Origin of the sequence: Sulfolobus islandicus Y.N.15.51 (assembly GCF_000022485.1) — an archaeon.
Classification (GTDB): domain Archaea; phylum Thermoproteota; class Thermoprotei_A; order Sulfolobales; family Sulfolobaceae; genus Saccharolobus; species Saccharolobus islandicus.
The window spans coordinates 63,912-87,365 of the sequence record NC_012623.1; the positions used below are offsets into that span (position 1 = coordinate 63,912).

28 protein-coding genes are annotated in these 23,454 nt (G+C 34.5%); 16 read left to right on the forward strand and 12 right to left on the reverse strand.

What is annotated here, in order from left to right:
- Window positions 1-3: 3 nt before the first annotated feature.
- The gene (locus YN1551_RS00350) at window positions 4-1,248 is read right to left on the reverse strand and encodes an NAD(P)/FAD-dependent oxidoreductase (RefSeq protein WP_012716934.1); all 1,245 of its coding nucleotides are present in this window, start codon (window positions 1,246-1,248) and stop codon (window positions 4-6) included.
- 133 nt (window positions 1,249-1,381) lie between these two features.
- Between YN1551_RS00350 and YN1551_RS00355 the strand changes: the two genes are divergently transcribed.
- Window positions 1,382-1,975, forward strand: coding sequence for an alpha/beta fold hydrolase (locus tag YN1551_RS00355; RefSeq protein WP_012710252.1), 594 nt, complete (start codon window positions 1,382-1,384; stop codon window positions 1,973-1,975).
- The gene (locus tag YN1551_RS00360; RefSeq protein ID WP_012712745.1) at window positions 1,972-2,613 is read left to right on the forward strand and encodes a DUF2250 domain-containing protein; all 642 of its coding nucleotides are present in this window, start codon (window positions 1,972-1,974) and stop codon (window positions 2,611-2,613) included. The genes YN1551_RS00355 and YN1551_RS00360 overlap by 4 nt, the downstream gene beginning before the upstream one ends.
- Here the strand turns inward: YN1551_RS00360 and meaB are convergent.
- Window positions 2,602-3,549, reverse strand: coding sequence for a methylmalonyl Co-A mutase-associated GTPase MeaB (gene meaB, locus YN1551_RS00365; protein WP_012712746.1), 948 nt, complete (start codon window positions 3,547-3,549; stop codon window positions 2,602-2,604). The two genes, YN1551_RS00360 and meaB, sit on opposite strands and share 12 nt — an antisense overlap.
- Window positions 3,539-3,964 carry a cobalamin B12-binding domain-containing protein gene (locus YN1551_RS00370; protein WP_012710255.1) on the reverse strand — a complete coding sequence of 142 codons (426 nt, stop codon included), beginning with the start codon at window positions 3,962-3,964 and terminating at the stop codon, window positions 3,539-3,541. The genes meaB and YN1551_RS00370 overlap by 11 nt, the downstream gene beginning before the upstream one ends.
- 111 nt (window positions 3,965-4,075) lie before the next feature.
- Between YN1551_RS00370 and YN1551_RS00375 the strand changes: the two genes are divergently transcribed.
- Window positions 4,076-4,363: a hypothetical protein gene (locus tag YN1551_RS00375; RefSeq protein WP_012715419.1), complete on the forward strand. Its 288-nt coding sequence runs from the start codon at window positions 4,076-4,078 to the stop codon at window positions 4,361-4,363.
- Here YN1551_RS00375 and YN1551_RS00380 read toward each other — a convergent pair.
- The gene (locus tag YN1551_RS00380) at window positions 4,350-4,757 is read right to left on the reverse strand and encodes a winged helix-turn-helix domain-containing protein (protein ID WP_012710257.1); all 408 of its coding nucleotides are present in this window, start codon (window positions 4,755-4,757) and stop codon (window positions 4,350-4,352) included. The genes YN1551_RS00375 and YN1551_RS00380 overlap by 14 nt on opposite strands.
- 206 nt (window positions 4,758-4,963) lie before the next feature.
- On the opposite strand from YN1551_RS00380, the gene YN1551_RS00385 reads away from it, so the two are divergent.
- Window positions 4,964-5,503 (forward strand): hypothetical protein, encoded by a 540-nt coding sequence (locus tag YN1551_RS00385; protein WP_012716935.1) that lies wholly within the window; start codon window positions 4,964-4,966, stop codon window positions 5,501-5,503.
- Between the two features lie 83 nt (window positions 5,504-5,586).
- Here the strand turns inward: YN1551_RS00385 and YN1551_RS00390 are convergent, their stop codons facing one another.
- On the reverse strand, window positions 5,587-6,063 hold the full coding sequence (locus YN1551_RS00390; protein WP_012716936.1) for a hypothetical protein: 477 nt from the start codon (window positions 6,061-6,063) through the stop codon (window positions 5,587-5,589).
- An 89-nt stretch (window positions 6,064-6,152) separates the two neighbouring features.
- On the opposite strand from YN1551_RS00390, the gene YN1551_RS00395 reads away from it, so the two are divergent.
- Window positions 6,153-6,458 (forward strand): hypothetical protein, encoded by a 306-nt coding sequence (locus YN1551_RS00395; RefSeq protein ID WP_012716937.1) that lies wholly within the window; start codon window positions 6,153-6,155, stop codon window positions 6,456-6,458.
- Here the strand turns inward: YN1551_RS00395 and YN1551_RS00400 are convergent.
- A complete protein-coding gene (locus YN1551_RS00400) occupies window positions 6,441-7,322 on the reverse strand; it encodes a sulfite exporter TauE/SafE family protein (protein ID WP_012712751.1) in 882 nt (293 codons plus the stop codon). The two genes, YN1551_RS00395 and YN1551_RS00400, sit on opposite strands and share 18 nt — an antisense overlap.
- Window positions 7,323-7,525: 203 nt before the next feature.
- The gene (locus YN1551_RS00405; RefSeq protein WP_012716938.1) at window positions 7,526-7,924 is read right to left on the reverse strand and encodes a metal-dependent transcriptional regulator; all 399 of its coding nucleotides are present in this window, start codon (window positions 7,922-7,924) and stop codon (window positions 7,526-7,528) included.
- 55 nt (window positions 7,925-7,979) lie between these two features.
- Between YN1551_RS00405 and YN1551_RS00410 the strand changes: the two genes are divergently transcribed.
- From YN1551_RS00410 to YN1551_RS00430, 5 genes are all read left to right on the forward strand, one after another.
- Window positions 7,980-8,849: a dihydrodipicolinate synthase family protein gene (locus YN1551_RS00410; protein ID WP_012712752.1), complete on the forward strand. Its 870-nt coding sequence runs from the start codon at window positions 7,980-7,982 to the stop codon at window positions 8,847-8,849.
- 61 nt (window positions 8,850-8,910) lie between these two features.
- Window positions 8,911-9,561, forward strand: coding sequence for a type-4 uracil-DNA glycosylase (udg, locus tag YN1551_RS00415; RefSeq protein WP_012712753.1), 651 nt, complete (start codon window positions 8,911-8,913; stop codon window positions 9,559-9,561).
- Complete coding sequence (locus YN1551_RS00420; RefSeq protein WP_012712754.1) at window positions 9,512-10,297, forward strand: SDR family oxidoreductase; 786 nt, start codon at window positions 9,512-9,514, stop codon at window positions 10,295-10,297. Before udg ends, YN1551_RS00420 begins: the two co-directional genes overlap by 50 nt.
- A gap of 110 nt (window positions 10,298-10,407) precedes the next feature.
- The gene (locus YN1551_RS00425; RefSeq protein ID WP_012716939.1) at window positions 10,408-11,895 is read left to right on the forward strand and encodes an ATP-dependent nuclease; all 1,488 of its coding nucleotides are present in this window, start codon (window positions 10,408-10,410) and stop codon (window positions 11,893-11,895) included.
- 3 nt (window positions 11,896-11,898) lie between these two features.
- Entirely contained in the window at window positions 11,899-12,144 is a 246-nt protein-coding gene (locus tag YN1551_RS00430; RefSeq protein ID WP_012712756.1) for a TIGR00304 family membrane protein, read from the forward strand.
- 21 nt (window positions 12,145-12,165) lie between these two features.
- On the opposite strand, the gene YN1551_RS00435 is transcribed toward YN1551_RS00430, so the two are convergent.
- The gene (locus YN1551_RS00435) at window positions 12,166-13,449 is read right to left on the reverse strand and encodes a hypothetical protein (RefSeq protein WP_012716940.1); all 1,284 of its coding nucleotides are present in this window, start codon (window positions 13,447-13,449) and stop codon (window positions 12,166-12,168) included.
- A gap of 47 nt (window positions 13,450-13,496) precedes the next feature.
- Here YN1551_RS00435 and YN1551_RS00440 point away from each other — a divergent pair, with 47 nt between their 5' ends.
- A complete protein-coding gene (locus YN1551_RS00440; protein ID WP_048051810.1) occupies window positions 13,497-13,922 on the forward strand; it encodes an NUDIX hydrolase in 426 nt (141 codons plus the stop codon).
- Here the strand turns inward: YN1551_RS00440 and cysS are convergent.
- Genes cysS through YN1551_RS00455 form a run of 3 tightly spaced genes read right to left on the reverse strand, consistent with a single transcriptional unit; the run spans window position 13,903 to window position 16,648 of the window.
- On the reverse strand, window positions 13,903-15,315 hold the full coding sequence (cysS, locus tag YN1551_RS00445) for a cysteine--tRNA ligase (protein ID WP_012716941.1): 1,413 nt from the start codon (window positions 15,313-15,315) through the stop codon (window positions 13,903-13,905). The genes YN1551_RS00440 and cysS overlap by 20 nt on opposite strands.
- A gap of 12 nt (window positions 15,316-15,327) precedes the next feature.
- Window positions 15,328-16,218, reverse strand: a complete 891-nt coding sequence (locus YN1551_RS00450) for a bifunctional phosphoglucose/phosphomannose isomerase (RefSeq protein WP_012716942.1) — start codon at window positions 16,216-16,218, stop codon at window positions 15,328-15,330.
- Window positions 16,211-16,648, reverse strand: coding sequence for a hypothetical protein (locus tag YN1551_RS00455; protein WP_012710272.1), 438 nt, complete (start codon window positions 16,646-16,648; stop codon window positions 16,211-16,213). The genes YN1551_RS00450 and YN1551_RS00455 overlap by 8 nt, the downstream gene beginning before the upstream one ends.
- A 52-nt stretch (window positions 16,649-16,700) precedes the next feature.
- Between YN1551_RS00455 and cdr the strand changes: the two genes are divergently transcribed.
- From cdr to YN1551_RS00480, 5 genes are all read left to right on the forward strand, one after another.
- On the forward strand, window positions 16,701-18,026 hold the full coding sequence (gene cdr, locus YN1551_RS00460; RefSeq protein WP_012716943.1) for a CoA-disulfide reductase: 1,326 nt from the start codon (window positions 16,701-16,703) through the stop codon (window positions 18,024-18,026).
- Window positions 18,027-18,100: 74 nt separating this feature from the next.
- The gene (locus tag YN1551_RS00465) at window positions 18,101-19,219 is read left to right on the forward strand and encodes a DNA double-strand break repair nuclease NurA (protein ID WP_012716944.1); all 1,119 of its coding nucleotides are present in this window, start codon (window positions 18,101-18,103) and stop codon (window positions 19,217-19,219) included.
- Window positions 19,216-21,045, forward strand: a complete 1,830-nt coding sequence (locus YN1551_RS00470; protein ID WP_012716945.1) for an ATP-binding protein — start codon at window positions 19,216-19,218, stop codon at window positions 21,043-21,045. Before YN1551_RS00465 ends, YN1551_RS00470 begins: the two co-directional genes overlap by 4 nt.
- A gap of 24 nt (window positions 21,046-21,069) precedes the next feature.
- Window positions 21,070-21,459 carry a hypothetical protein gene (locus YN1551_RS00475; RefSeq protein WP_012716946.1) on the forward strand — a complete coding sequence of 130 codons (390 nt, stop codon included), beginning with the start codon at window positions 21,070-21,072 and terminating at the stop codon, window positions 21,457-21,459.
- Window positions 21,437-22,393 (forward strand): acyl-CoA thioesterase, encoded by a 957-nt coding sequence (locus YN1551_RS00480; protein ID WP_012716947.1) that lies wholly within the window; start codon window positions 21,437-21,439, stop codon window positions 22,391-22,393. The genes YN1551_RS00475 and YN1551_RS00480 overlap by 23 nt, the downstream gene beginning before the upstream one ends.
- Here the strand turns inward: YN1551_RS00480 and YN1551_RS00485 are convergent.
- Window positions 22,354-23,442: an MFS transporter gene (locus YN1551_RS00485; protein ID WP_012716948.1), complete on the reverse strand. Its 1,089-nt coding sequence runs from the start codon at window positions 23,440-23,442 to the stop codon at window positions 22,354-22,356. The two genes, YN1551_RS00480 and YN1551_RS00485, sit on opposite strands and share 40 nt — an antisense overlap.
- Window positions 23,443-23,454 lie beyond the last annotated feature (12 nt).

The window sequence follows — 23,454 nt, forward strand, 5'->3', positions numbered from 1 at the left end:
AATTCACCAGCTCGCTAGGAACTTTTCTAACGCCATATCTCCTTTAGTCCAAATGAAATACTTATGGAATAATTCCTTCTTCATATGATTTATCGGTGAAGGAGCAGCTATTGAAGTAGTTCCTCCATACCATGTATCATCTTTTACAGCTACTCCAAATCCTTCAAAGGGATTATCAGCAACACATATTATAGTAGGATAATATTGATCAACTTTTACTTGTACTCCTAATCTCGTAGCTAAATGTTGTGCTGCAACATTTCCAGTCTTTACTGCTAAATAACCTAATTTAGGTACTGTAAGGGAATTTGCATCACCTACTGCGTAAACGTTATCGTACTTTATTGAGACCATATTGAGATCTGTTGGAACAAATCCACCATCATCAATTAAGTCTGGTGTAGAGTTCTTTAAGGCTGGATTCCCAGTATACGGTGGAATTAATATGGTTAGGTCAGCTTTAATTGTCTTTCCAGCCTCATCTACTATCTCATTCTCTCTAATTTCTTTTATCCTAAAGTTTTCAACTAGTTCAATCCCCATTTGCTTATACATTTCTCTAACTATCTTTCTTGACATTGTAGATAGATCCGACAAATATTCACCAGGTGAGAATACGACAAACTTTACCTTATTTAGCATTCCTTTCTTCTTAAAATACCCTGATAACATTAATGACATTTCGAATATTGGTCCTTCACAAGCTGCATCTGCAACTGGTACATAATTCTCTGGGACTTTAGGCTTTGGAGTCTTGCCTTGATAAAATAACCCAGATCCTATTGCAATTGTTCCACCTTTAAAATCCTTTAATTTTTCTCTCAATTTCAGAGCATAATCCAGTTCACAAACGCTATAACCATACTTATCCCATCCCTTAACGAGTTCGGTACCTAGATGAGCTCCCAGAGCTATAATTAGATAGTCATAGTCTTCTTCTGTCTTGTTTCCATCTGGTTTAGTGTAATATACAAGCCCACCACTAGCATCTATTTTCTCTACTGTACCTTGCTGAAAGTTCATTCTTTTTTCGGGTAGTGCTTTAGTTAGATCTACCTTTACGTCATCTTCGTCAATAACTCCAGTAGCTACATGAGGTAGTGCTGGTCTAAAGTAAGAAAATCTTGTATTGTTAATTACTTTGATTTCGGCTTTGTTTCCGGCTAATCTTTTTAGAGTATATGCAGCACTTAAGCCACCGAACCTAGCTCCTAAAACAAGTACCTTCGTCATACGTATCAATTTCATTAATTTACTTTAAAGTTTATAAAGGTTTGTTTCTATAAACTTTATTATCTCCCTTTTTCTAAAGCCATCATTAAGTATTTCATTCTGTTAAAAATGTAAAAAAGCTTATAACTTTTTGAACCAGTAATTATTCATGCAGCAGTTAATAGATAAGTTCTTAGAGGTAAAAGGACGTAAAATACATTATATTGAGAGTGGAGACGGCTCTCCAGTTCTTTTATTTCACGGTGCGAGGTTCAACGCAAGAACGTGGGTAGAGACTAATACAGTTGACTCAATTTCGAATATAGGGTACAAGGCAATTTCGGTGGACTTTCCAGGATTTGGATCTTCCGAAAAGATTGAAGGCATTAGTCTCTCAGAGTTCATAAATCTCTTCATGAATTCTCTAGGTATCAGTAAGGCAATATTGCTGGGTGCCTCGATGGGTGGAAAGGCAGTACTAGAATTTAGTCTTAAATATACTGAATCTGTTTATGGGCTAGTACTAGTAGGTGCTGTTGGTGTAGAGGAGTTTGAGGACCAAATATCAAAACTAAATAAGATTCCCTTATTATTAATTTGGGGTTCTCGTGATACTGTTTCTCCTAAAAGAAATTATGAGTTAATATTAGATAAAGTGAAAAATGCGAAACTAGAAATTGTAGGTAAAAATCACGCTTGTTATTTAGATGATCCAAATACGTTTAATGAAAAAATTGTTAATTTTCTCAAGGGGATGAAATGAGTGATAAAGAGGAATTAAGTGCTAAACTTAGGATAATATTGAGAGATATAAGATATCTTACTATTCTAAAACACTTGAAAATTGCTAATGTAGACTATGGTAAGTCGATAATGCTAAACACCAGGATTCCATTGGCTGAGATAGTTGAGATATTGGATGATCTTGAAAGATTAGGTTTAATAGAGAGAGTTCACGGTGCAACCCTAAAGAATACTGAAGCCAAATTTAAGCTTAGTTCTGAGGTACATAAGCATCACACGTATTATAGGCTCACCAGAGAAGGAGATCATCTATTAAGGCATTTAGAAGATAGAATGTTGATCGATGCATATATGGAGATCGTCAAAAATGATAATCTAGCGTTAAATATTCTTAGACTGGCAGATGAACTTAACGCAGATCATGCCCTAACGTATGCAAAATTGACTCATAAGAGGCTAGAAGAGATTACACCAAAGATTGAGGAGCTAGTTAAGATGGGATTATTAGAAGAAAAGAATTCGAAAATAATTAAATTTGCCGATAGAAAAGCCAAGCCGAAAAAGGAAACAAGGACTCACCATAAATATTACGGTCTGTCAAGGATTGGAGAATTGGTGGTTAGGGAGATGAAAAGAAGGGGGATTTTACCTAAGTAATTCTTTTACATTATGTATGACTTTGGGGACAGCTTCTGTAATATCTTCATTTATAATTGTGTTGTAGTTCTTTTTAACTATTTCACTTATTATTTCATCTATTTTTCTTCTCGCTATTAACTCAACTATTTTAGCTCTTCTGTCTATTATTCTCTTTTTAAACAACTCTTTTTGTTTCAAATAATTAAGATGATCCTCTATTTTGTTCACTATTTCACTAATTCCTTCATTTTTTATTGCTACAGCCTTAACGATAAGTGGTTTCCATCCATCTCTGTAGGAAATCTCGGAGCTATCTATGGCGAATTTTAGTGTATTAAATGTCAATTCAGCATCTGGTCTATCAGTCTTATTTAAAACGTATATATCACCAATTTCCATTATTCCAGCCTTTAACGCTTGTATATCATCTCCCGCACCAGGTATTGTTACTACTAGAATTGTGTGGACACTCTGCTCTACTTCCGTATCTGTTTGTCCAGCTCCAACGGTCTCTATTATTATTTTATCATATCCTAATCCATCTAGAGCTTCAGTAAGCATTAGTGCCTCTGCTGAAATCCCACCAAGATATCCCCTAGATCCTATACTTCTCACGAAAACGTTCTTGAGCATTGTCTTATCTTGAAACCTTAACCTATTTCCCATAAAGGAACCCATAGTGTATGGGCTAGATGGGTCTATTACTATCACTCCGACTCGATGTCCTCTAGATACGTACTCCTGGATCAGTCCCCCTATTAGGGTACTCTTCCCTGCCCCGGGGATTCCAGTTATGCCAATCACATGTGCATTCCCTGATCTCTTTGAGAGAGCTCCTAATGCGCTTATTCCTTCATCGGTCATATACTCAATCTTTGTTAATAATCTGGCTATTGCTAACTCATTTCCATTTAAGGCTTCTTCTATTAATTTTGGTAAATTATTATTCAACATCTATACCTCTTTTTTGCCTTGCTACTTTTTTAACCTTCTCTACTATTTCTTTAAGACTACTTCCAGGTAGAAATACTTCATCCACTCCCATATCTTTCAATTTTTTAATATCATCTGGAGGAATTACTCCTCCCACTATTAGTCCTACATCATTTAACCCATTTTGTCTCATTATCTCTATTACTTTTGGTATTAACTCCAAATGAGCTCCACTTAATATACTAATTCCTATGACATCTGCGTCCTCTTGTAATGCGGCTTTTACTATCTGTTCTGGAGTTTGTCTTAATCCAGTATATACTACCTCCATTCCCGCATCTTTTAGCGCCCTTGCAACCACTTTTGCTCCTCTATCGTGACCATCTAAACCTAATTTTGCTACGATCACCTTAATTCTTTTTGTCGTAATCATCATTATTACTAATACTTAAAACGTTTAAACTTTTTGCTTGTTGTTTTGTCAAACCTAGAGGTCGATAAATATGGGTAAAAATTTAATAATGTCAGCTTGTTAATCATTCATCATATGTTTAAGATGTGGTATCTTCATATCTCTATTGCAATAATTGCACTGATTCTATCCAGCTTAGTAGTGTTGGAATTTGTAAGGATGAGAAAAGAATTTAGAGGGAAGTTGACTACAGTTTTAGTATTACTTGGTAGCTTCTTAATTGCTCAATTTGGATCCTTTCTCCTAGACTTTATTATGTGGTCTAATGATAAGAATCCTATCTATATTTATCCATCTTTGATAACTGTTTCTCTCTCCTTTATTACTATACTTTTATTCTATTATTACATTACAAAGATTTAAGCTTTTTATATTTTCTAGTTACATCGTAAACTGAAATTATAGTGATTATGAAAACTACTACTAATGAAAATATGTCTGCTGAAAAGGGATGACTTATAATAAGATATATGAGAATTACAAGTGAGGAGACTAGAAAAGAAGTAAGAAAGATCGATCTAGGTACAAGTGCACTTCTAAACCTTATGTAATCTTCCAATATCACTTTAGTAACTATATATCCTTCATCAACTTCCTTAACAAGGCCATCTTCAATTAATTTCTTAATGTGGTAACTTACGACGGATGGAGAACTTAAATTAAGATCCTTTTGTATTTTCCTAATTCCAACTGGTCTTTTCTGCCTAAGAAGGTAGAGGTATATTTTCCTAGCAGTCCCTGTCAACTCCTCTTCCATTAACTACTTATAGTTTAACGTTACAAATAAGGTTTTCTATCTAAAAAATCTAGTTTCTCCCCATTCTAAATGTATTCTTCAGTTTATTCAAATAAGAAAACTGAAAGTTCTCATAACTTAATAAATGCCAAAAAGCTTACTAGGATAGGGCAGTTCTTATAATTTTTAATAATATTATAGTTGTAGCGAATAGATATATATACCATGTGAATATCGTAGTTAATGTGAAACAGTACTTAATGGTTATCGCTGGCGTATTGGTCAGCTTAGCTATTGCGTCTTTAGTAGTTTATGTCTCTCATATGTTTATAACATATGCTATAAAAAAGCCTAACATTGTGGAGCGACAATCTGGCTATGCCCCACAAATGTATGAGTTAACTGTGAATGCAAGACCTCCCAATGGGAGCTATATAAATTCCTACTTTATTTATTCCCCTCTTCAATCCTCTTTAGTAATTAACAAGGATCCAGTATTTCATGTTTATCCAAGTATAATTGATTTAAACTCATTCAATAATTCAGCTATAATAACTATTTATTACTCAGCTCACGATAGAGTAAATATAGCTGTAACTCAGCAAATTTTTAATGTTAGCGTGATTAATACTACTGTGATTAATGATGAAATTGTATCTACTCAAGTGAAAATTACGTTTTATGATGCGTCTCCAAATACGATATATTTAATTCCAATATGGAACCAATATAATGTCACGTACTATGTTCTAATATATTATGAATAAGTCAGTCCATCGACCTTTCTTCACTAGTCTAGACGATGTAGGCATCATCATGTACCCCGTTCGGCTGTGAGCCTTCACGCGTTTTATAACTTCTCGTCAGGCCCAGATAGGGAACGGGGCTTTCTCAATCTTTTATACAATCTATACAAGAATATAACAATTACTATCTGGCCTATATCCAGTTGTAATGTAGCAGCATGGTTATAACTTATTTCAACAAGAAAAGGTAGCATTTGTATCTGTGGTCTCCATACATACCATATTAGGTAATAATTAAGATAATTTAGAAATGCAAAACTTATACCAGATGCGTCTATGATCATATTGTAATAATCGTTTTTATAACCAGAGACTAATAAAATAGATATTATAAATATAATTAGCGCTATAAATGCAGAAAATGATACTCCTACCGGAATTGTGAGATTATATGTTACTCCACTACTTGCCCTATATACAAGTGGCTCATCTATTGGAACTAAGGGAGCCATGGAAAGTAGTATAATTGTCAATATTATTGATCCGACTAATACCCAAACATAATACTCAGAATCTTTCATAAGCGATAATGGGTATATAATAAATTATAACTTTATTCCTCAGCATTAAGTATATCTATATAAAATCCTTCAGCAAGTTATTTCATGTAATGTCTACTACAAAAAAATTCTATGAACTTCAAGATTTAATTTTAGCTAAGATGTCTTTAGAAAAGGTGAAATTACATATTGAAGAGAGAAAGGATAGAACTATATTCAAATGGGTTAGGAAGGAACTAACGGGGTTCTTCAGAAAATTTTCTAATGTGGAAAGGTTTAGAGATTTGGTAAACAGTATCAATAAGGGTTTAGAGGAGGAAAATTATGAGTTAATACTTGAAAACGTCAAAAGATCATTGGTTATTATATCTGACGAAATTGAACAATACTATCAAGATTTACAGAAAATGCAATAGATCTACTACTCCTACTCTATTTACGTACATAGTATATATAGCAACAAGAATAATAATTATTGCAAATAACTTTCTTAAAGTTTGCCTTGGCATTCTCGATGCAATCGCGGAGCCAGCATATCCACCTGCTACTCCTCCCACTAGGTATAATAGGCTTATTACTATATCAACATACCCATACACTGCGTATGTAATGGCTGCGGCAACGCCAAATGTACCTACTGCAATAAGTGATGTACCTACAGCCCTAAGCATATCTAACCCAGTACTAAATAGTAAACCTGGGACTACTAGAAACCCTCCTCCTATCCCGAAATAGCCTGATGCGAATCCTACTAGAAATCCTGCTGGGAGCACTTTATCTATTTTTATCCTTTCACGCAGAGTTAGTTTATGAGAGTTATTGCTTAATATACTTTTATTAGGATTGCATTTAGATTTCCACATTCTAATTGCCACCGCTATCATCAGAAAGCCGAAGAGAAATAGTATTAATGCACCTGACATTAAATGACTTAAATAAGCACCTATTATATCCCCTATTATCCCTGGAATTGTGAATACTATTCCCTCTGATACCCTAACGTTTCCTCTCTTGAAATGCATATAGGAATTAATATATGCGTTAATACCAACGGCGAGTGCAGTAGTTCCTAAAGTAAGATGTGTTATGTAACTGTATTCTGGCGTACCTGGTGCAATTCCATTTGCTAGCCCAACAAAATACAATAGAAGCGGAATTGCAAGGATTGACCCTCCTCCTCCAATAAGACCAAGACTGAATCCTACTAATATTCCAGAAATAATAGAGAGTACGTATTGCAATGGTGTCACGGTTATTTGAAATGATGGGTCTTGAAACATAATAACTTAATCTAGTTTTAACTTTAAAAAGTTTATGATTATGTAAAACTTTGTTAGTACTTTTAAAGTAAACATAGTTAAATTTGCTAAGGTTTATTTGGAATAAATGATTTTAACTCTCTATTTATGCGGAAGTCACAAATAGCTGACTTGATGTGTTGAGTTTAATGTTTATTATTAAATTCTTGTTTAAATTTACGAAATCAGAGTGGGATCTCCAATCCGTGTGGACAATAAGATGGCCTTCCCAAGTAATTATATAGTTTATCAATGATTTCTCCAGGGACAAGATAGTCAAACTGTTTGGAATATTCGCAAGCCGTTTGCTTATCTATTCCAATATTAACTAGTAGTATCTCTATAACTCTATGAGCCTTTATTAGGTAATTTATACTTCTTGTTCCATTATTGGTAATCCATACTCCATCTTCTTTCTTTTCTACTAAACCTTTCTCTTCCAAATGGGATACTTCCTCAAAAACGCTTGATGGGGCTATTTTTAGGTCTTTCGCAATCCTATTTATCTTGGCCCCCTCCCCACCGTCATTATACCTCTTTATGATAAGCAAGTATGAGAATTCTCTTCGTGATAAGTTAGACATCTGTGAAACAACTCTCAATAAAAATAAATAAAGTTTTGTTTTAAATCATATAGTCGTGAAAGACAATATTTCCGCTCTTATTACACCCTTTGATGATAAAGAGAATATAAATGTCGAAGCATTACAGCAATTGTTGGATTTTTTAACTAGAAGTGGGATTAAGGACTTTTGGGTTCTTGGAACTAGTGGAGAGTTTAATATGCTTTCTCAAGATGAGAGAATATTAATCGTCAGTAAAATACGTGAAATTACAAAAGGCAAAATATACGCTGGTATTAATGAGAATTCACTCAAAAATAGTCTAATATTGGCTAAAAAATACTATGATATTGGTGTTGATTATATTTTTTCAGTCCCACCTATTTATCATAAACCTTCAGAAAAAGGGTTAGTAACCTATTTCAACGAGTTACGTAACACGATAGATTTACCATTGTTCTTATACAACATACCCTCATTTGCTGGGTATAATGTTCCTCTTCGTATAGTTGAGAAACTAGCGGAAGAGGAAGTATTAAATGGTATGAAATACTCAACTACAGATTTCGTCTCTTTCCTAAAGTATTTGAAGGGATTAAAAGGTGTAAATAAGAACTTTAAGGTATTCATTGGAGAGGATAGGATGATCCTTTCTGCTCTTATCTATGACGCAGATGGTGCAGTTTCTGGGATCTCTAATTTAGTTCCAGAATTGGTTACTAATTTATTCTTGGAATTTGATAGAGGTAATATTCAAAAGGCTATAGAGATTCAAAGAATGGTGAACAAATTAGTAGATGTAGTAAGCTTAGGCGATTATCCAAGTGGGATTAAGATAGGTTTAAGGTATAGGGGGATTAACGTTGGCAGTGTTAGGAAACCGTTAATGGAGGACAGTAGGGCTGAAGGGGAAATATATAATGCACTAAAAGAAATAGGTATATAGGGATGATGAAGGTCGATGGGAAATACTGGATAATGAAGAGAATTATCCCCGGCTGAGAATTATGGATACCTTGGATCTTATTGCGGAAGAGGTAAGAAAATGTCAAAAGTGTAGATTATGGAAGTATAGGAAAAATGCTGTACCTGGAGAAGGTAATAATAAAGCTGAGATAATGTTCATAGGAGAAGCCCCTGGCGAAAACGAGGATATTGAGGGTAAACCTTTTGTTGGGGCTGCTGGTAAACTGTTAACGAGGCTTATAAACGAGGTATTGGGTCTAAGTAGAGATGACGTATTTATAACGAATTTAGTTAAATGTAGGCCTCCAAATAATAGGGATCCGGAGGAGGATGAAATAATTGCTTGTTCACCGTATCTACATAGACAAATTGAATTGATAAGACCTCGTATTATAATAACTTTAGGTAGGCATTCCACATCTTATCTATTCCAGATAATGAACATAAAAATGGAATCCATCGGGAAAGTTAGAGGAAAGTTTTATACTTGGAATGAGTATGGATATAAGATTCTGGTATTCCCCACATATCATCCTGCTGCAGCTCTTTATAATCCACCTATTAGAAAAATACTAGAAGAAGATTTCAGAAAAGTTAAAGAAGCATTAAGTTCAAAACCTATTACTTTAGATAATTTCTTGTATGGATCTGGGAATAAAGGGGAAAAAGGTAATAGTGACAGCAGCAAGTAAAGGTATAGGTTTAGCAATAGCCAAACGTTTTTTAGAAGAGGGCGCGAAAGTAATTATTTCATCTCATGAAGAATCAAATCTAATAAAAGCCTACAATAAACTAAGGGAGATTTATGGTGACAATGTAAGTTATATAAAGGCAGATTTGACGAATCCACAAGAAGTTAAGTATCTAGTTCATGAAGGATATAGAAAACTTGGAGGCTTAGAGGTTTTAGCTTACGTTACCGGTAGTCCAAAACCTGGAAATTTATTTTCCTTAACAGATAGGGATTGGATAGACGCTTTTAACCTACTTTTACTCAGTGCAGTTATTGCAGTCAGAGAAGCTGGTCAGCTAATGCAAAGCGGAGGTAGGATAATTCTATCTACATCAACCACATTAAGGCAACCTATAGATAACCTCGATTTATCAAATGTTGTGAGACTCTCATTAGCAGGCTTAATTAAGGTTGCGTCAAGAGAACTGGGACCTAAAGGAATTTTAGTAAATGGAATAATGCCTGGTTGGACAAAGACGGAAAGGCTGCTTCAGATTGTAAGAGATAGAGCGATGAGGGATAGTAAAAGTGAAGAGGAAGTTCTTAAGGCGATTGTCGCTGATGTACCTCTTGGTAGAGCAGGAGAACCAGAAGAGATTGCTAACGTTGTAATATTTTTGGCATCCAATCTTGCTACTTATGTTAACGGTACCTTAATACCAGTAGATGGAGGTAGCATAAAAGGAGTCTTTTAAGCGTTTTTGCAGATAATACTCCGTTTTTTCTCTAACAATAGATTAACGTTAAAGAAGCCTGTTAACGATTATATTTTATTCTGCTAAGTATTACCGTAGAGTGATCTGTAGTGAGGATTACTGAATTTTACGTGTCGAACTTTAGGAGTCTCAGTGAGGTGAATTTAAAAGATCTAGGTGGGTTTAACGTAGTCGTTGGCTATAACGGATATGGAAAAACTAATCTATTTTCATCCATCTTCTTATTTATTAAAAATTTGTCAGCCGGAATAGAAAAAAGGTCAGTAGAAGATAGGAATCAGGAGTTCATATTATTATGGCAAGGTTATGATGTTTCAAAACCTATTATGATAGGAGGAAAAGTAGAATTTTCGCCCGAAGAAGCAAATAAAATCGTAGGTAAAAATCAGAAGATAACATTAGAGATAGTAAATAAAATGAGGTATAATAATAAGTTTGTAGAATGGAATTTGGATACTCTTTATATAAACGGATCTCCTCCGGGAGAGGACGATTTGAAGGTTGCAAAGAAATTGGCTGAATACGCTTCACAAGCCATTGAGTATGTACCTATCTTCGACCAGGCGTATTTTGACGAAACGTTGAGGAGAATGACTGATATGAATAAGTCACCGATTAACTTAAGAAAGTACTGGTATGATTTCGTTAATTTGGTAGCTGCAACAATACCAGAAGTTAAAGGAATGGAATTTTGGGATGGAAGAAGATTGGTACTTAACGTGTATAATTTGCCGATATATGTAGATTTGGCTGCAAGTGGTTTCCAGAGAGTCATACTTATGTTATTTATAATCTGGCTCAGTGGGAATAAGATATTACTAATTGAAGAACCAGAGGTGAATATGCATCCAACTCTTCAAGCTAAAATCATGAAATTAATTAAGAACTGGACGGATAATAACATATTACAGTCTTTCCTTACTACACATTCCCCATACATCGTGGAAATGTCAGCGGATAGTTATGTCGTTATGAGAAGAGTTAACGGAAATTCCACTGCGATAACAGTGAAACCGACAGCAGATCTAAGGGGTACTATAAGCTTGTTAAATGCCAGTTTAAGTAGTATCTTGTTTAGTAGGATTATAATACTGACAAGTGAGTTAGCAGAACCCTCTGTAATAGTGAATTGGTTAAAGAGGCTTAACATAAATGTGGAAGATAATGGTATATCTGTCTATAAAGTATCATCAGACTTAGAATTACAACATTGGCTCAAATTGAAAAATATGTTGAACTTGGACGTGATATTCCTTGGATTATGTGACAAGCTTGATATGACCTTAAAGGATTATTGTGTTCCTTTAAGTCGTGAGGTGGAGAATTTCTATAGTAAACAAGCCCTATTAGAGGTCTTGAGAAGGCTTGGCATATATCCAGATGAGAAGGAAATAAGAGATTTAGGCAAAGAGGAAAACTTGAGATGGATTATAAATGTTTTAAGAAAAAGAGGTATAGAGTACGAGAAGCTTAGGATGTCTATAGGAGAACTTATAACTAATGCTGACACGATTGAAATACCTAAGGAAATAGAGATATTAGCAAATAAAATTAAATCCCTCCAACCAACACTATAAATTATGGATCTTAGTATCTTATTCGATATAGGCATTCTCCTTATATTTATAGGGATAATTCTTCTTTTCGTAGGTATGATACGTGAAGCTAGCAATTCATCTGATAGGAATCAAAAAACACATGTTGGTGGGGTAATTTTTATTGGTCCGATACCGATAGTATTTGGCTCATCAAAGGGTATAGCTAAATGGATGCTGATAGTCGCGGTAATATTGGTCATTCTAATGGTGATATTTTACATCTTGTAGCGTGATTATGATAAAAAATTATTAATCCTTTTTACGTAATATTACGAGTACTGCTACAATGATTATGGTAATTACTATAGAGATGGTAAATGAAAGATTAGGATTAATTACTTTGAATGGTAACGAAGTATTAGTATAGTTAAATACGTTAGGATAGGTCTCGTATGGACTTATATAATTGTTACCAACGAAGCTTAGGCTAAAAGATGGAATTTGCGTTGTGGAATTAATCATCTCAACTACTTCTTCCTTTATCAGTGTTCCATTAGGCGTGAAGTATAGAACTTGTTGTACTTGATTTTGTGAAATATTACGAACGTACTGGTATGCTATGAAGTTTCCAATAGGAGTAGAAACTTTACTTTCACCAACTAATGTGAATACGTTATTATTCCACGTAATGTTTTTTGCACCTACATTGAGCGTAAAACTGGTAGGTATGTTTTGAGGTTGGTTAATATATAATACGAAATTTACTGAATCTCCCAATAATGAAGCCGGCAACGCTAATTGTTGCCCAGCTCTCATCTGTATTTGAGTTATCTGTGCAGTAATAGTATCATTTCCCAGAACAATTGGATAACTTATTTGCAAATAACCTTCAGGGATAAGAGAGTTTGATAATGCGGAGTAGTTGTACACGGCGTACAAATACGATCTATTTAGGAAGCTTGTATATTGACTGTTGACTATCGAGTTAAGCGGAATGGTTGATAAGTTCGAGAAGGAATGCAAGATTAGTTCTAAAGATCTATTTTCTAATTTTGATACTATACCATTTCCAAGTATATTTACACTTATTTGTTGATTGTTTATATTTACTGAGTAATTGTATGAAGTATAGTTTACTCCATTAGTAATACTGAACGTCTTACCTTTATAGACTAAGGCCATCGTCTCATTTGGTGTTATTATTCCATATGAAGTATTATAAATTAGACTAGGTTCTATGAAAGGATAATAAATCGATAATGGTTGATATAACAAATTTACCTCGTACTCTCCTTTCTTAATATAAACATCATTTCCTAGTTTTAAACTACCGTTAGTGAAGTTCCCACTTATATTAACGTAAATCACATTTTGAACAAATTTGGTCACCTGGTAAGTTAGCGTATAATTATAAACATGTGTTATTGTCTTATTTGCAACAGTAGTACTATTTATTAGTTTTACAATGTATGTCATGGAAGTAGGTATAGTTATGGAATTAATGATAGTAGTGTTAGCTTGCGAAATTACCAATGACCCTAAAATTCCCCACATGGTTATTAAGGCCAAGATTGCAACTGTTGTTGATCTCATACACAATACACCACAAATTACTTAATATTAACTTTTATCGTTATTTTATGGATAGGCCGCTCGTAGCTGTAGGTTGTCTTATCGTTGAAGAAAATAAGGTTCTTTTAGTTAAAAGAAAGAACCCGCCAAATGCTGGGTTATGGGCAATACCAGGTGGTAAGGTAGAGTATGGTGAGACATTAGAGGACGCATTGAAGAGAGAGATGAGGGAGGAAACTGGACTTGAAGTAGCTGTAAGTAATATTATATCTATTGTGCAAGTAATAAATGAAGGTTATCATTATGTGATTCTAGACTTTGAGTGCAAACCAATAGGTGGGAAACTTCGTGCCTCCAGTGATGCCTCAGAAGTAGAATATATACCTTTTAATAAACTGAAAGATATACCAACTACAAAAACTACCTATGATATGTTAATTATGTACTTTAAAGGGGAAAAGCCACCATACTCCATTATTCAAATCTCCAAGTAGATTTATCCTTACTATCAAGTATTCTAACTCCAGCCTTTAGTAACTCCTCCCTTATCTTATCGGAGATTTCATACAATTTCATTTGCCTCAATTGATTTCTTATATCTACAACTGCGTCTATTACTTTATACATCTTATCGTAGGTAGGATAGAACTCCTCATCCATTACTCCAAATACCTCATTGAATTGGCTAAGCGCCTCGAAAGCTAACATAGCACCAAGGAAATCTCTACTATACTGTAAAGTGGAGAATACTAATCTCACTATCTCATGTATATATGACAGGGCGGTGGAAGTATCGAAGTCGTTACTCATTGCTGTATGGAAGCTATCTAAATTATTAAGTATTTCTCTATATACTTTGATATCATCATCTTTTGCATAGAACTTAGGTCCCTCAGATATTATGTTTCTAATTATTGCCATTGAATCCTTTATTCTCTGCAACGCGGATTTTGCTTGCTCTAGGGCTTCTTCAGAAAAGTCTATCGGTGACCTATAATGAGACGTTAAGTACCAATATCTTAAAACTGAGGGTCCCCATTTCTTTATAGCTTCGTTTAATGGTATTATATTGCCTAAAGATTTACTCATCTTTTCTTTTCTTATAGTCACAAAAGCACTGTGAACCCAATATGAGACCCATTTCTCCCCAGTTAACGCCTCAGTTTGTGCTCTTTCATTTTCATGATGTGGGAACACTAAATCGGCTCCTCCTCCATGAATATCAAATCTCTCACCTAGATACCTAGTTGACATAGTTGAACACTCAATGTGCCACCCAGGCCTTCCCTTACCCCAAGGTGATTCCCAATAAGGTTCACCTGGCTTCCATGCTTTCCATAACGCGAAGTCATAGGAATGCTTTTTCTCCTTAACGAATTCTTCTCCTTGATTCCATTCTTCTTTTTTAGTGTTTGAAAGTTCCCCATAATCAGGATAAGTATCGACGTCAAAGTACACACTACCGCTGGGTGCTACATACGCGTGCCCCTTATCTATTAGTTTCTGTACGAAGTTAATGATTTCCTTTATGTGATGTGTTACGCGAGGGTGTATATCTATTTTTACTTTGAGTTGAGATAACATGTCCAAGTAATCCTTTGTGTAATAGTTAACAATTTCATTCCAATCTTTTCCAGTATCTTGAGATTTTTTAATTATTTTATCATCAATATCTGTAATATTCTGAACCCTAATGACTGTATACCCTTTTAACCTTAAATATCTTGAAATTGCGTCAAATACAACGAAAGTTCTTCCATGACCTATATGAACGTAATCATAGACTGTGGGACCACAAACATACATTTTCACTAAATTCGGATTTATTGTATTAAATTCCTCTAGCTTTCTCCCTAGCGAATTATATACCCTTATTCTGAAATCCATTATCAACTCACACTAGTTTATTCTAAATAATTTTGAAGTTAATTGTCTAGCTTTTGGTATATTATAGAGTTTATCCGGTTTTTCATTAATTTTTTTAGCCATTTCAAGTGATGTAACTCCAGCCAATGCTAGTAGGCTAGAAATATTCTTTAAATCATTACTAAAATATGGTTTTATAACTATTGAGTTTAATACATCTTCAGTAATTTTGTCTATTTCCGAGCTTTCAACAATGACTGATACAAGGGAAGGTCCGTGAACATAGCTTTCTATTTCATTATGGTTTATCTCTGGTATTTCACCATAAAACGCAGGGTGCTTAGCGTTCTCATTTATTTCTTGTTTGAATCTTTTCGCTATTGCCAAGTATTTTGACGAGTAAATTACAGGAATTCTATTTATTAGCAATTCAGCCAATCTTGCCGCATCTGCCTTTATTTTCTCTTTAGCTTCTACTACTCCCTCTTTTAATTCAGTCTCATTTATTTTGATTCCTCTTTTTTTAGTAGTCATTTTTATTAAGGGTGTGAAAAGATATGGAAAAGCATATCTTGTCTGAAAACCTGATAGTACATTGATAAGTTTCAAACTCTTCTCTTTAGCAAACTTTTCAAGTATCCCACCAGACGTTATTATTATGACTTCAGATCCAGCTTTTACTGCATTTTCTACATCGACTATTGTCTCTGAAGTAGTCCCAGAATAACTTACGGCTACTAATGATTCTTTTCCCGTGAACTTTCTCTTGAATGAAAGTTCAACGCCTAAGATATTTGCTATTTCTCCAACGATTCCACTTCCGCCAATTCCGGAGAATACTATGTTATCGTTCTTAATTTCATGAATGGGAATTCTATATGCCTCATCAAACATTCTATCCCAATTAAGGTAAATTTCATCCACCTTTTATCACCACAGATATAGACATGGATGGAGGATTAGAGGACATGTTAACAGTTATCGTATCTATACCTAGCGACTTATTGTTTTGCTTTAGTACTATGATCATTTCCGAAACAGAGAACGCCAGTGAATCTATAATATTCTCTATATTTTCTGAAAGTTTACTTCTAGAGATCATCGAGAAAACCGCTGGTTGCACTAAGTAACCGAAGATTGAGTTAACTCGTTGTGATATTTGAAAAGTGTAAGAGAGTACATCATCCCATCTCTTTTCATCAATACTTTTAGAGAAGGATTCGAATAGAGATTTGGATTTTGACAATTGGTTTTTTAAGAACCTTAAAAGATCTAACTCATTTATTCCTAGTTCACTCTCATTTATTTTATTCAGCTCAGCCATAGTATTATCTAATCTTTCAACAGCTTTCATGTGATATATTTAGACCGTAAATATAATAAGGTTTCTGTGAATTTAATCAGTTATGGAAAGGCTTATTATTATAGGTGGTGGAGCTGCTGGAATGACAGCTTCCTCATGGGCTAGAAGGCTTAAGCCAAATATTGATATAACAGTCTTTGAATCCACTAAGATGGTCAGTCATGCACCTTGTGGTATTCCCTATTTTACTGAGGGTCTTTTTGACGATGAAAACTTATTCATGACATATACTCCAGAATATTTTGTTGAAAAGAGAAAGATAAATGTTAAGATAAATTCTAAGGTGGAGGAGGTAGATTTAAGATCCAGAACTATCACAGTAAGGGAAAATCAGGGAAATAAAAAATACGAATTTGATTATCTATTACTTTCGACAGGTGCTAAACCCAAAAAGCTAAATGCAGAGGGAGACAGAATTTTCTATGTTCATCATCCAGCAGATGCCTCATACATAAGGCAAAAATTATGGAGTTTTGATAGGATTGCAATAATTGGCGGGGGTATATTAGGCATTGAGATGGCAGAAGCACTAAGAGCTAGAGGAAAGAAACTTGTTTTGATTCATAGGGGAAAATATTTGCTTAATAAAATGCTCGATGAAGATATGGGTAAGATAATAACAGATAAAGTTGGAAGCGAAATAGAGCTAAAGTTAAATGAGAGTTTAATAAGCGTTACAGAAAGGGGAAGACTCATAGTAACAGATAAAGGAAAATATGAGGTAGATGCTACCGTAGTTGGTATAGGAGTTGAACCAAATGTCGATCTAGTTAAAGATCAGCTAAAAATAGGGGAGACTGGCGCTATATGGGCTGATAACCATATGAGAACGAGCTTCGAAAACGTTTATGCAGCTGGAGATTCAACAGAATCGATAAATATTATTACCAAAAAACCCGATTGGGTTCCCTTTGCGCCAGTAGCCAATAAAATGGGTTTCGTAGCTGGGAATAACATAGGCGGTAAAGATGTAACTTTCCCTGGAGTAATAGGGACGATGATAACTAAATTTGAGGAATACGTTATAGCCAAGACTGGTATTACTGAGAACGAGGCTAAACGTCACAACATCAAAACAGTTTCAGCTACAGTCCATCATAAGACTAGGGCTAGATACTATCCTGGATCTAAAGATATCATAGTGAAGTTAATCGCCGAGGCTAATACTATGAGAATAATAGGTGCACAGATTATAGGAGAAGAGGAGGTTCTAGGAAGGTTAAATATGATGGCAGCTGTTATTCAAAAAGGTTTCACTGCAGAAGAGTTATTCTTTGTAGAAACGGGATATGTTCCACCCGTAAATAGAGTATGGGACGCGATTACTTTAGCAGCGAGAAAACTATATACTGGCATTAGCGGGGAATAGACCTGAGCTTTCTGGGTCTTCTTTCAGTATTACCTCATATTTAAATATTACCATAATAAAATATGATATGAAAGATGGCTAAAAAGTTAGAGCTTCCGGTATTACTAAAGGACATAATCTCAAACTATATTGTGAATTATTTAACCTCTTCCAGCAGTATGAGTCCTGGGGCAGAGAATCTAGTTGGGGAGAATGATAATAGTGGAATTTTGGTCTCTCCTTTGAATGAGTTTATTAAAGTTGTAAGCGCTGAATCTAATCAATCTTTAATTTATTCATTAGATGGAAGTAGTAGAAGTTTTATTTCGTCAAAAGGAATTATTAGCGTTGCATCTGTTGTAGTTTCATCAACTATTTCTCCTATTTTTGGAGTATATCCTCCCATTTCTGGTTTCCCCGAATTGGATTTGAGAAAGCCCTTTTTAGCATTAGCATCATCTGCTCATCAGAGTCCTTTATTACCCTTCTTTTATAGCTCAGAATACGTTACAACCCTATCTCTAGACGGATCTTTCTTTACTTCAGTGAATTCTCCAGAAGAAATCGAGACTGAAATAAGGACTATTCTTGAAACCGAAGCTCTTAAAAAAATACCAAATGATGGTTCTGTTATATTAGATGGTCCATTAATACCCCCGTTGATTTTCTTGAGAAGTAAGGTTAGGGACGACGTATTGAACTTACGTTTAGAAGCCATAAGGGGGAGGAATGTGATCGGTATTGTTAAGAGGTTAGACAAAAGCCGATTATTAATTTCTAGTCTCTACAAATTGTCATCCAAATTTATGGAGAAATTTAGAATAGATCCGAGGAGGTATTTCAGTGACGAGTCGTTTATACTTGATTTAATAAAAGCTAATTTATCACCTCCTTATTCTCCCATATCTTTAGGTCCCATATTGAGAAATATAGTTAACACGCCAGTTTACGTTAATTACTTGATATATCCTCTCCACCCTTATGTTTATAAATTTGCCATATTGAGGGTAGAGAGTCTTAGTAATGATTCTAGAGTTATAGACCAGTTATCTTCATTAAAGTTCACTAAAGACGGTATTCCATTTGTACTCGCAATCGCTGATAGAACGGCAAAGGAGATAACCAACGCCATATTAAAGATTGTTATGACCTCACTAGAGAGTATGGGATTACAAGCCAGTTTTTACAGTAAGCTTGAGCAGGTGAGAATTTGAGCTCAGATGTTCCGTTATACAACGATATAAAAGACAAGATATCTAAGGCAAGGGCACTAGCCATAACGTTGGGTGATTTTATAGGAAAGGTTTCTAGATATGTTCCTAGCAGAGTTGATGAGGAAAATAATGTGGTTAACGTAACTATAGATCCCAATACTTATTATAAGTATCCTTTTCTAGGTAAGATAGGTATCTTCTTAGGAGCTATAGATATAAAGACACTGTACTTTATTTTGCTAAGAGTTATAGGTTATGAAAGAAACGATGCCTCTTCTTTATTCATTGGAGATTCTAATGTATTAAATAATATTGGACTAAGTGATGACGAACCTGGATCATTAATAACTAATGTTACTCTTAAATGTGAAATGCTAACTAAAGTAGACTTTCTTTCCTCTTCTGAGCCTGACGCTGCTGATATCATATTAGAGCCACAATCACCTGTGATAATACCTAAGCCAGAAGTCATAGAGAGATCTCTAGGTACTACCAGAGGTTTGTTAAGATTAGGATTTTTAGACGTCGCGTATAGTAAGGTTAGAGTGAGCGCAAGCCTTGATGATCTGAATTTTCATATGCTTATATTAGGTACTACGGGAGCAGGTAAAACTTCATTCATAAAAGACCTAATAGCCGGACTTAATGTGGCTAATGAAGAGGGTAGTAAGATCTTTATCCTTGATGCAACTGGTGACTATTATCATATTTTCCTTCCTCCGGATAGATCCGATAAGGTAGTTATGAGGGGCGTAGAGGAGTTTAATCAACTTTATAGTGCAATAGTTAAGGGTATAAATCTCGACATCATTTACCCTGTCAGTAAATCGTGGGTGAAAAAGTATCTAGGTGGTGCCAAATCCGCTGGATCCATAGCGAAAGTGTACTTTGACATGTTTGTGAAACCAATTCTCAATCACTTGAATAACAAGGGTATTTCCATATACGCTTCCATAATAAATAATAAAATAATTATTTCCAATGCAGAATGGTCATCTCAAGTTACAATTTATCCATTTTATTTTAGATTTAAAGATGTGAAGACAATTTTACATAGGCTTAATCCTTATTTTACTGAGCAAGCATCACATTTTATAAAAATAATGATAAGAAAAAAGGGTAAAGATATCGGAAAGCTAGAAGATCTGATAGATTTATTTAATGAGAATAGCCTGGAAGGTGTAGAAATTCATAGAAGCACAAGGGAAAACATAGTCAGAGGTTTATATTTACTAAAGGAGACCCAACTTTTTGATGTTAGTGTAGAGCGGTTTCCATTAAGCAAGATTCTTAAAGAGTCTTCGTCATCTACACTAGTTTTTGATCTATATAATAGTGAGCTTGATGATTTCTCACAGAAAATTTTAACATATTATTTCTTAGACCGTTTATTTGAATTTAGAGAGAGGCAAATGCGAAGTGGAAACGTAAAAGGAAGAAACGTGATAATCATTGATGAGGCTCATAGGTTCTTTCCATCGTCTAAAGGAGGAGAAGAGGATACTAACTATATTAGAAGAGTTGCGGGCAAAATAGCTACCATGATGAGATTAGGTAGGAGGAGGAAAATTGGTTTCGTGTTTGCCACTCATAATCCTAATGACTTAAGCGATATAATTATACAGTTAGCAAATACTAAGATTATATTTAGAATTAAGTCAGAAGTGGCTGAAACTCTAGGTCTATCTAAGACTGAGGCTAAGATTCTAAACTGGGAGAGAAATGGCGTAGCCTATTTGCTTACTCCTTGGCTTAGAGAAGGTAAAATTAAGATAAAAACTCCAGTGCCTCCTCCATTAGGTCATTATGATTTGTCTAAAACATAAATACTATTGTACTAAGTTAGACTAGTGGAGTCTAACTTAGAAAATGTTATAAATACGTTAAAGAGAAAGAAAGATAAGGAAGTTGTTATAGAGTTTTTGAAAACCGTTAGGAAATACTTGCCACCCTCAGACGACTTTTCCATAACATTATGGAAATCGGGAATTTATGAGTATATTCTAGATAGAAATGGTGTAGCAATTATGAGAATAGCTGAAGACGAGTATTTACCTTATATGTCAGCATATGAGAAAAGAATGGATTACTCACAACTTCCTGATAATCTTGTAAACAACCTTGATTGGAAAGGAGTTTTAAGGCAACTAAGGGATATAGCCTTGGAGTATGCAAAAAGAGATAAAAATTTTGACAAAATAGCTGAAATGGTTAATCATGTCATACTTGAAAATCTCTGATACTACTATTGAAACATTTAGATTTATCCATTATGAACAATCTAACTTTTTAAATAGACTACATGGGGGTGACATGCTATTCTTTCTAGTAGAGGCTGGTATGTTATCTGCTACTAAGGTTGCGATGGGTACTACGGTTTTAGCCTCACTTGACGATGTTATATTTAAAAAACCAGTTAAACTAGGCGATATAGTTAAAGTAAGGGCTGAAACGGTATATGTAGGTAATACTTCGCTTGAAGTAGAGGTCAGTGCGTTTGATAGAGATGAAGAAGTTGTTTCAGCTTACGCTACATACGTTAAAGTTGACGATTTGCTAAGGCCCGCTCCAGTTAACGTAAAGATCATAGCAGAAAGCGAAGATGATAAGAGAAAAATGGATGAGGCTAAGAGGAGAAGAGAGAATAGGCTATCTAAAATACTAAATAGGCAGAAGATGAGGTTTTATGTGGATGATATCACTGATGGATTAAGATATAGGATAAGCAATGTGGTCCACGTATCCCCAGAGTTAACATATGATGGCAGAATAATGTCAGCTGGTAAACTACTGAAACTTATGGATGATCTTGGAGGGATAATTTGTTTAAACTATATGAACTATAATAGTAAAAATATTTATGATAATGTTTTCAACGCCGTAGTCACAGTAGCGGTAAAGGGATTAGCGTTTTACTCTCCCATAAGACTTAATGATATTGTAACAATCAGAGCAGGACTTATTTATGTAGGTAATACTTCTGCCGACATCTTAATTAACGTAATTAGAGAAGATGTAAATGGTACAAAGGAACACGTAGCTACTGCATATTTTACATATGTTAGAGTTGATAAGGAAGGAAAACCCATTAAAATGCCAGAATATGTACCCGTTACGGAAAGAGAAAAAAGACTTCATGAAGAAGCACTAACACGTAGAGGTTTGCGTAAATAAATATATATTAGGAATAATGAAAGCGCGAAAGAATAGAACGAAATTTGATACCCAGACACTATATTGTTAGTAGAACCCGATAAGAATCCTCCAACAACATTTGCTATATCTTCACTGACGTTGAATATTCCAATAATTGTTGCCTTATTTCTCTTTAACCCCTTTATTAATAGTGAGAAGAAAGAGATATTATATACTGGAAATAATGGACCGAAGACCAAAAATAATAACATGGTTCCTTCATATATTTTTAATCCCATAAGAATTATGTAAACTAATGATAAAACTATTAATGATCTAGCAAATGTTACTAATAACATAAAGTATTCTTCCCTCCCTTTAACCACGCTTATTCCTTTACTGTAAATCACTTCTTCTATTAAATAAAGGAAAGTATAACTGAGGAATATAACGTAAGACGGATTTAACATTAAATAATTTAAAGGTACGAATAAGATATAGAATATTTCGGCTGCCATATTAAACCAGAAATAAGATATGATCGGAATGAGTAAAATTCTAAGTAATTTGTTCCTATCAGCAACATCATAATTAATTCCACCATCATATTTAGGAATATGAATTACATTGAAGATAAGGGAAACTGAAAAGAATATAAGTATAAGGTAGTCGTTATGATAAAAAGCAGAAAGTAAACTACCAGTAACATTTCCGGCTAATGAAATTTGAGATATTCTAGTGTTTCCCAAAACTAATTTTTCTTGGGGAGTCGTTTCAAGCAGTATTGCCGAATATATAGGACCATCTAATGCTGAAACGAATCCACTTAATTCGTAAGCTATTAATTTATCGTAGTGATATATTAGGCCAATAACTACACCAAATAACGAGAGTATTACCGCGTACTCCTTTCTTAACGTCGTCTTATCAATTAGATAACCCCATATATAAGATCCTAACGCATTTAACGCATTATAAATCCCAGTAATTACACCTAATAAGATCAACGATTTAGTCTCGCTATAGAACTCTACAGGGAATAATAGACCTATCATTGTGAAGCTCGTTATGATAAAGTATTGTCCCATATACTTTCTTAT

Bases quoted from the DNA above. Each gene is read 5' to 3' on its own strand.
- YN1551_RS00430 (WP_012712756.1), top strand. From the start codon at position 11,899: ATGGATCTTAGTATCTTATTCGATATAGGCATTCTCCTTATATTTATA.
- meaB (WP_012712746.1), bottom strand. From the start codon at position 3,549: ATGTTGAATAATAATTTACCAAAATTAATAGAAGAAGCCTTAAATGGA.
- YN1551_RS00350 (WP_012716934.1), bottom strand. From the start codon at position 1,248: ATGAAATTGATACGTATGACGAAGGTACTTGTTTTAGGAGCTAGGTTC.
- YN1551_RS00370 (WP_012710255.1), bottom strand. From the start codon at position 3,964: ATGATGATTACGACAAAAAGAATTAAGGTGATCGTAGCAAAATTAGGT.
- cdr (WP_012716943.1), top strand. From the start codon at position 16,701: ATGGAAAGGCTTATTATTATAGGTGGTGGAGCTGCTGGAATGACAGCT.
- YN1551_RS00480 (WP_012716947.1), top strand. From the start codon at position 21,437: ATGTCATACTTGAAAATCTCTGATACTACTATTGAAACATTTAGATTT.
- YN1551_RS00485 (WP_012716948.1), bottom strand. From the start codon at position 23,442: ATGGGACAATACTTTATCATAACGAGCTTCACAATGATAGGTCTATTA.
- YN1551_RS00400 (WP_012712751.1), bottom strand. From the start codon at position 7,322: ATGTTTCAAGACCCATCATTTCAAATAACCGTGACACCATTGCAATAC.
- YN1551_RS00390 (WP_012716936.1), bottom strand. From the start codon at position 6,063: ATGAAAGATTCTGAGTATTATGTTTGGGTATTAGTCGGATCAATAATA.
- YN1551_RS00380 (WP_012710257.1), bottom strand. From the start codon at position 4,757: ATGGAAGAGGAGTTGACAGGGACTGCTAGGAAAATATACCTCTACCTT.
- YN1551_RS00375 (WP_012715419.1), top strand. From the start codon at position 4,076: ATGTTTAAGATGTGGTATCTTCATATCTCTATTGCAATAATTGCACTG.
- cysS (WP_012716941.1), bottom strand. From the start codon at position 15,315: ATGGATTTCAGAATAAGGGTATATAATTCGCTAGGGAGAAAGCTAGAG.
- YN1551_RS00435 (WP_012716940.1), bottom strand. From the start codon at position 13,449: ATGAGATCAACAACAGTTGCAATCTTGGCCTTAATAACCATGTGGGGA.
- YN1551_RS00355 (WP_012710252.1), top strand. From the start codon at position 1,382: ATGCAGCAGTTAATAGATAAGTTCTTAGAGGTAAAAGGACGTAAAATA.
- udg (WP_012712753.1), top strand. From the start codon at position 8,911: ATGGATACCTTGGATCTTATTGCGGAAGAGGTAAGAAAATGTCAAAAG.
- YN1551_RS00420 (WP_012712754.1), top strand. From the start codon at position 9,512: ATGGATCTGGGAATAAAGGGGAAAAAGGTAATAGTGACAGCAGCAAGT.
- YN1551_RS00455 (WP_012710272.1), bottom strand. From the start codon at position 16,648: ATGAAAGCTGTTGAAAGATTAGATAATACTATGGCTGAGCTGAATAAA.
- YN1551_RS00395 (WP_012716937.1), top strand. From the start codon at position 6,153: ATGTCTACTACAAAAAAATTCTATGAACTTCAAGATTTAATTTTAGCT.
- YN1551_RS00440 (WP_048051810.1), top strand. From the start codon at position 13,497: ATGGATAGGCCGCTCGTAGCTGTAGGTTGTCTTATCGTTGAAGAAAAT.
- YN1551_RS00465 (WP_012716944.1), top strand. From the start codon at position 18,101: ATGGCTAAAAAGTTAGAGCTTCCGGTATTACTAAAGGACATAATCTCA.
- YN1551_RS00360 (WP_012712745.1), top strand. From the start codon at position 1,972: ATGAGTGATAAAGAGGAATTAAGTGCTAAACTTAGGATAATATTGAGA.
- YN1551_RS00405 (WP_012716938.1), bottom strand. From the start codon at position 7,924: ATGTCTAACTTATCACGAAGAGAATTCTCATACTTGCTTATCATAAAG.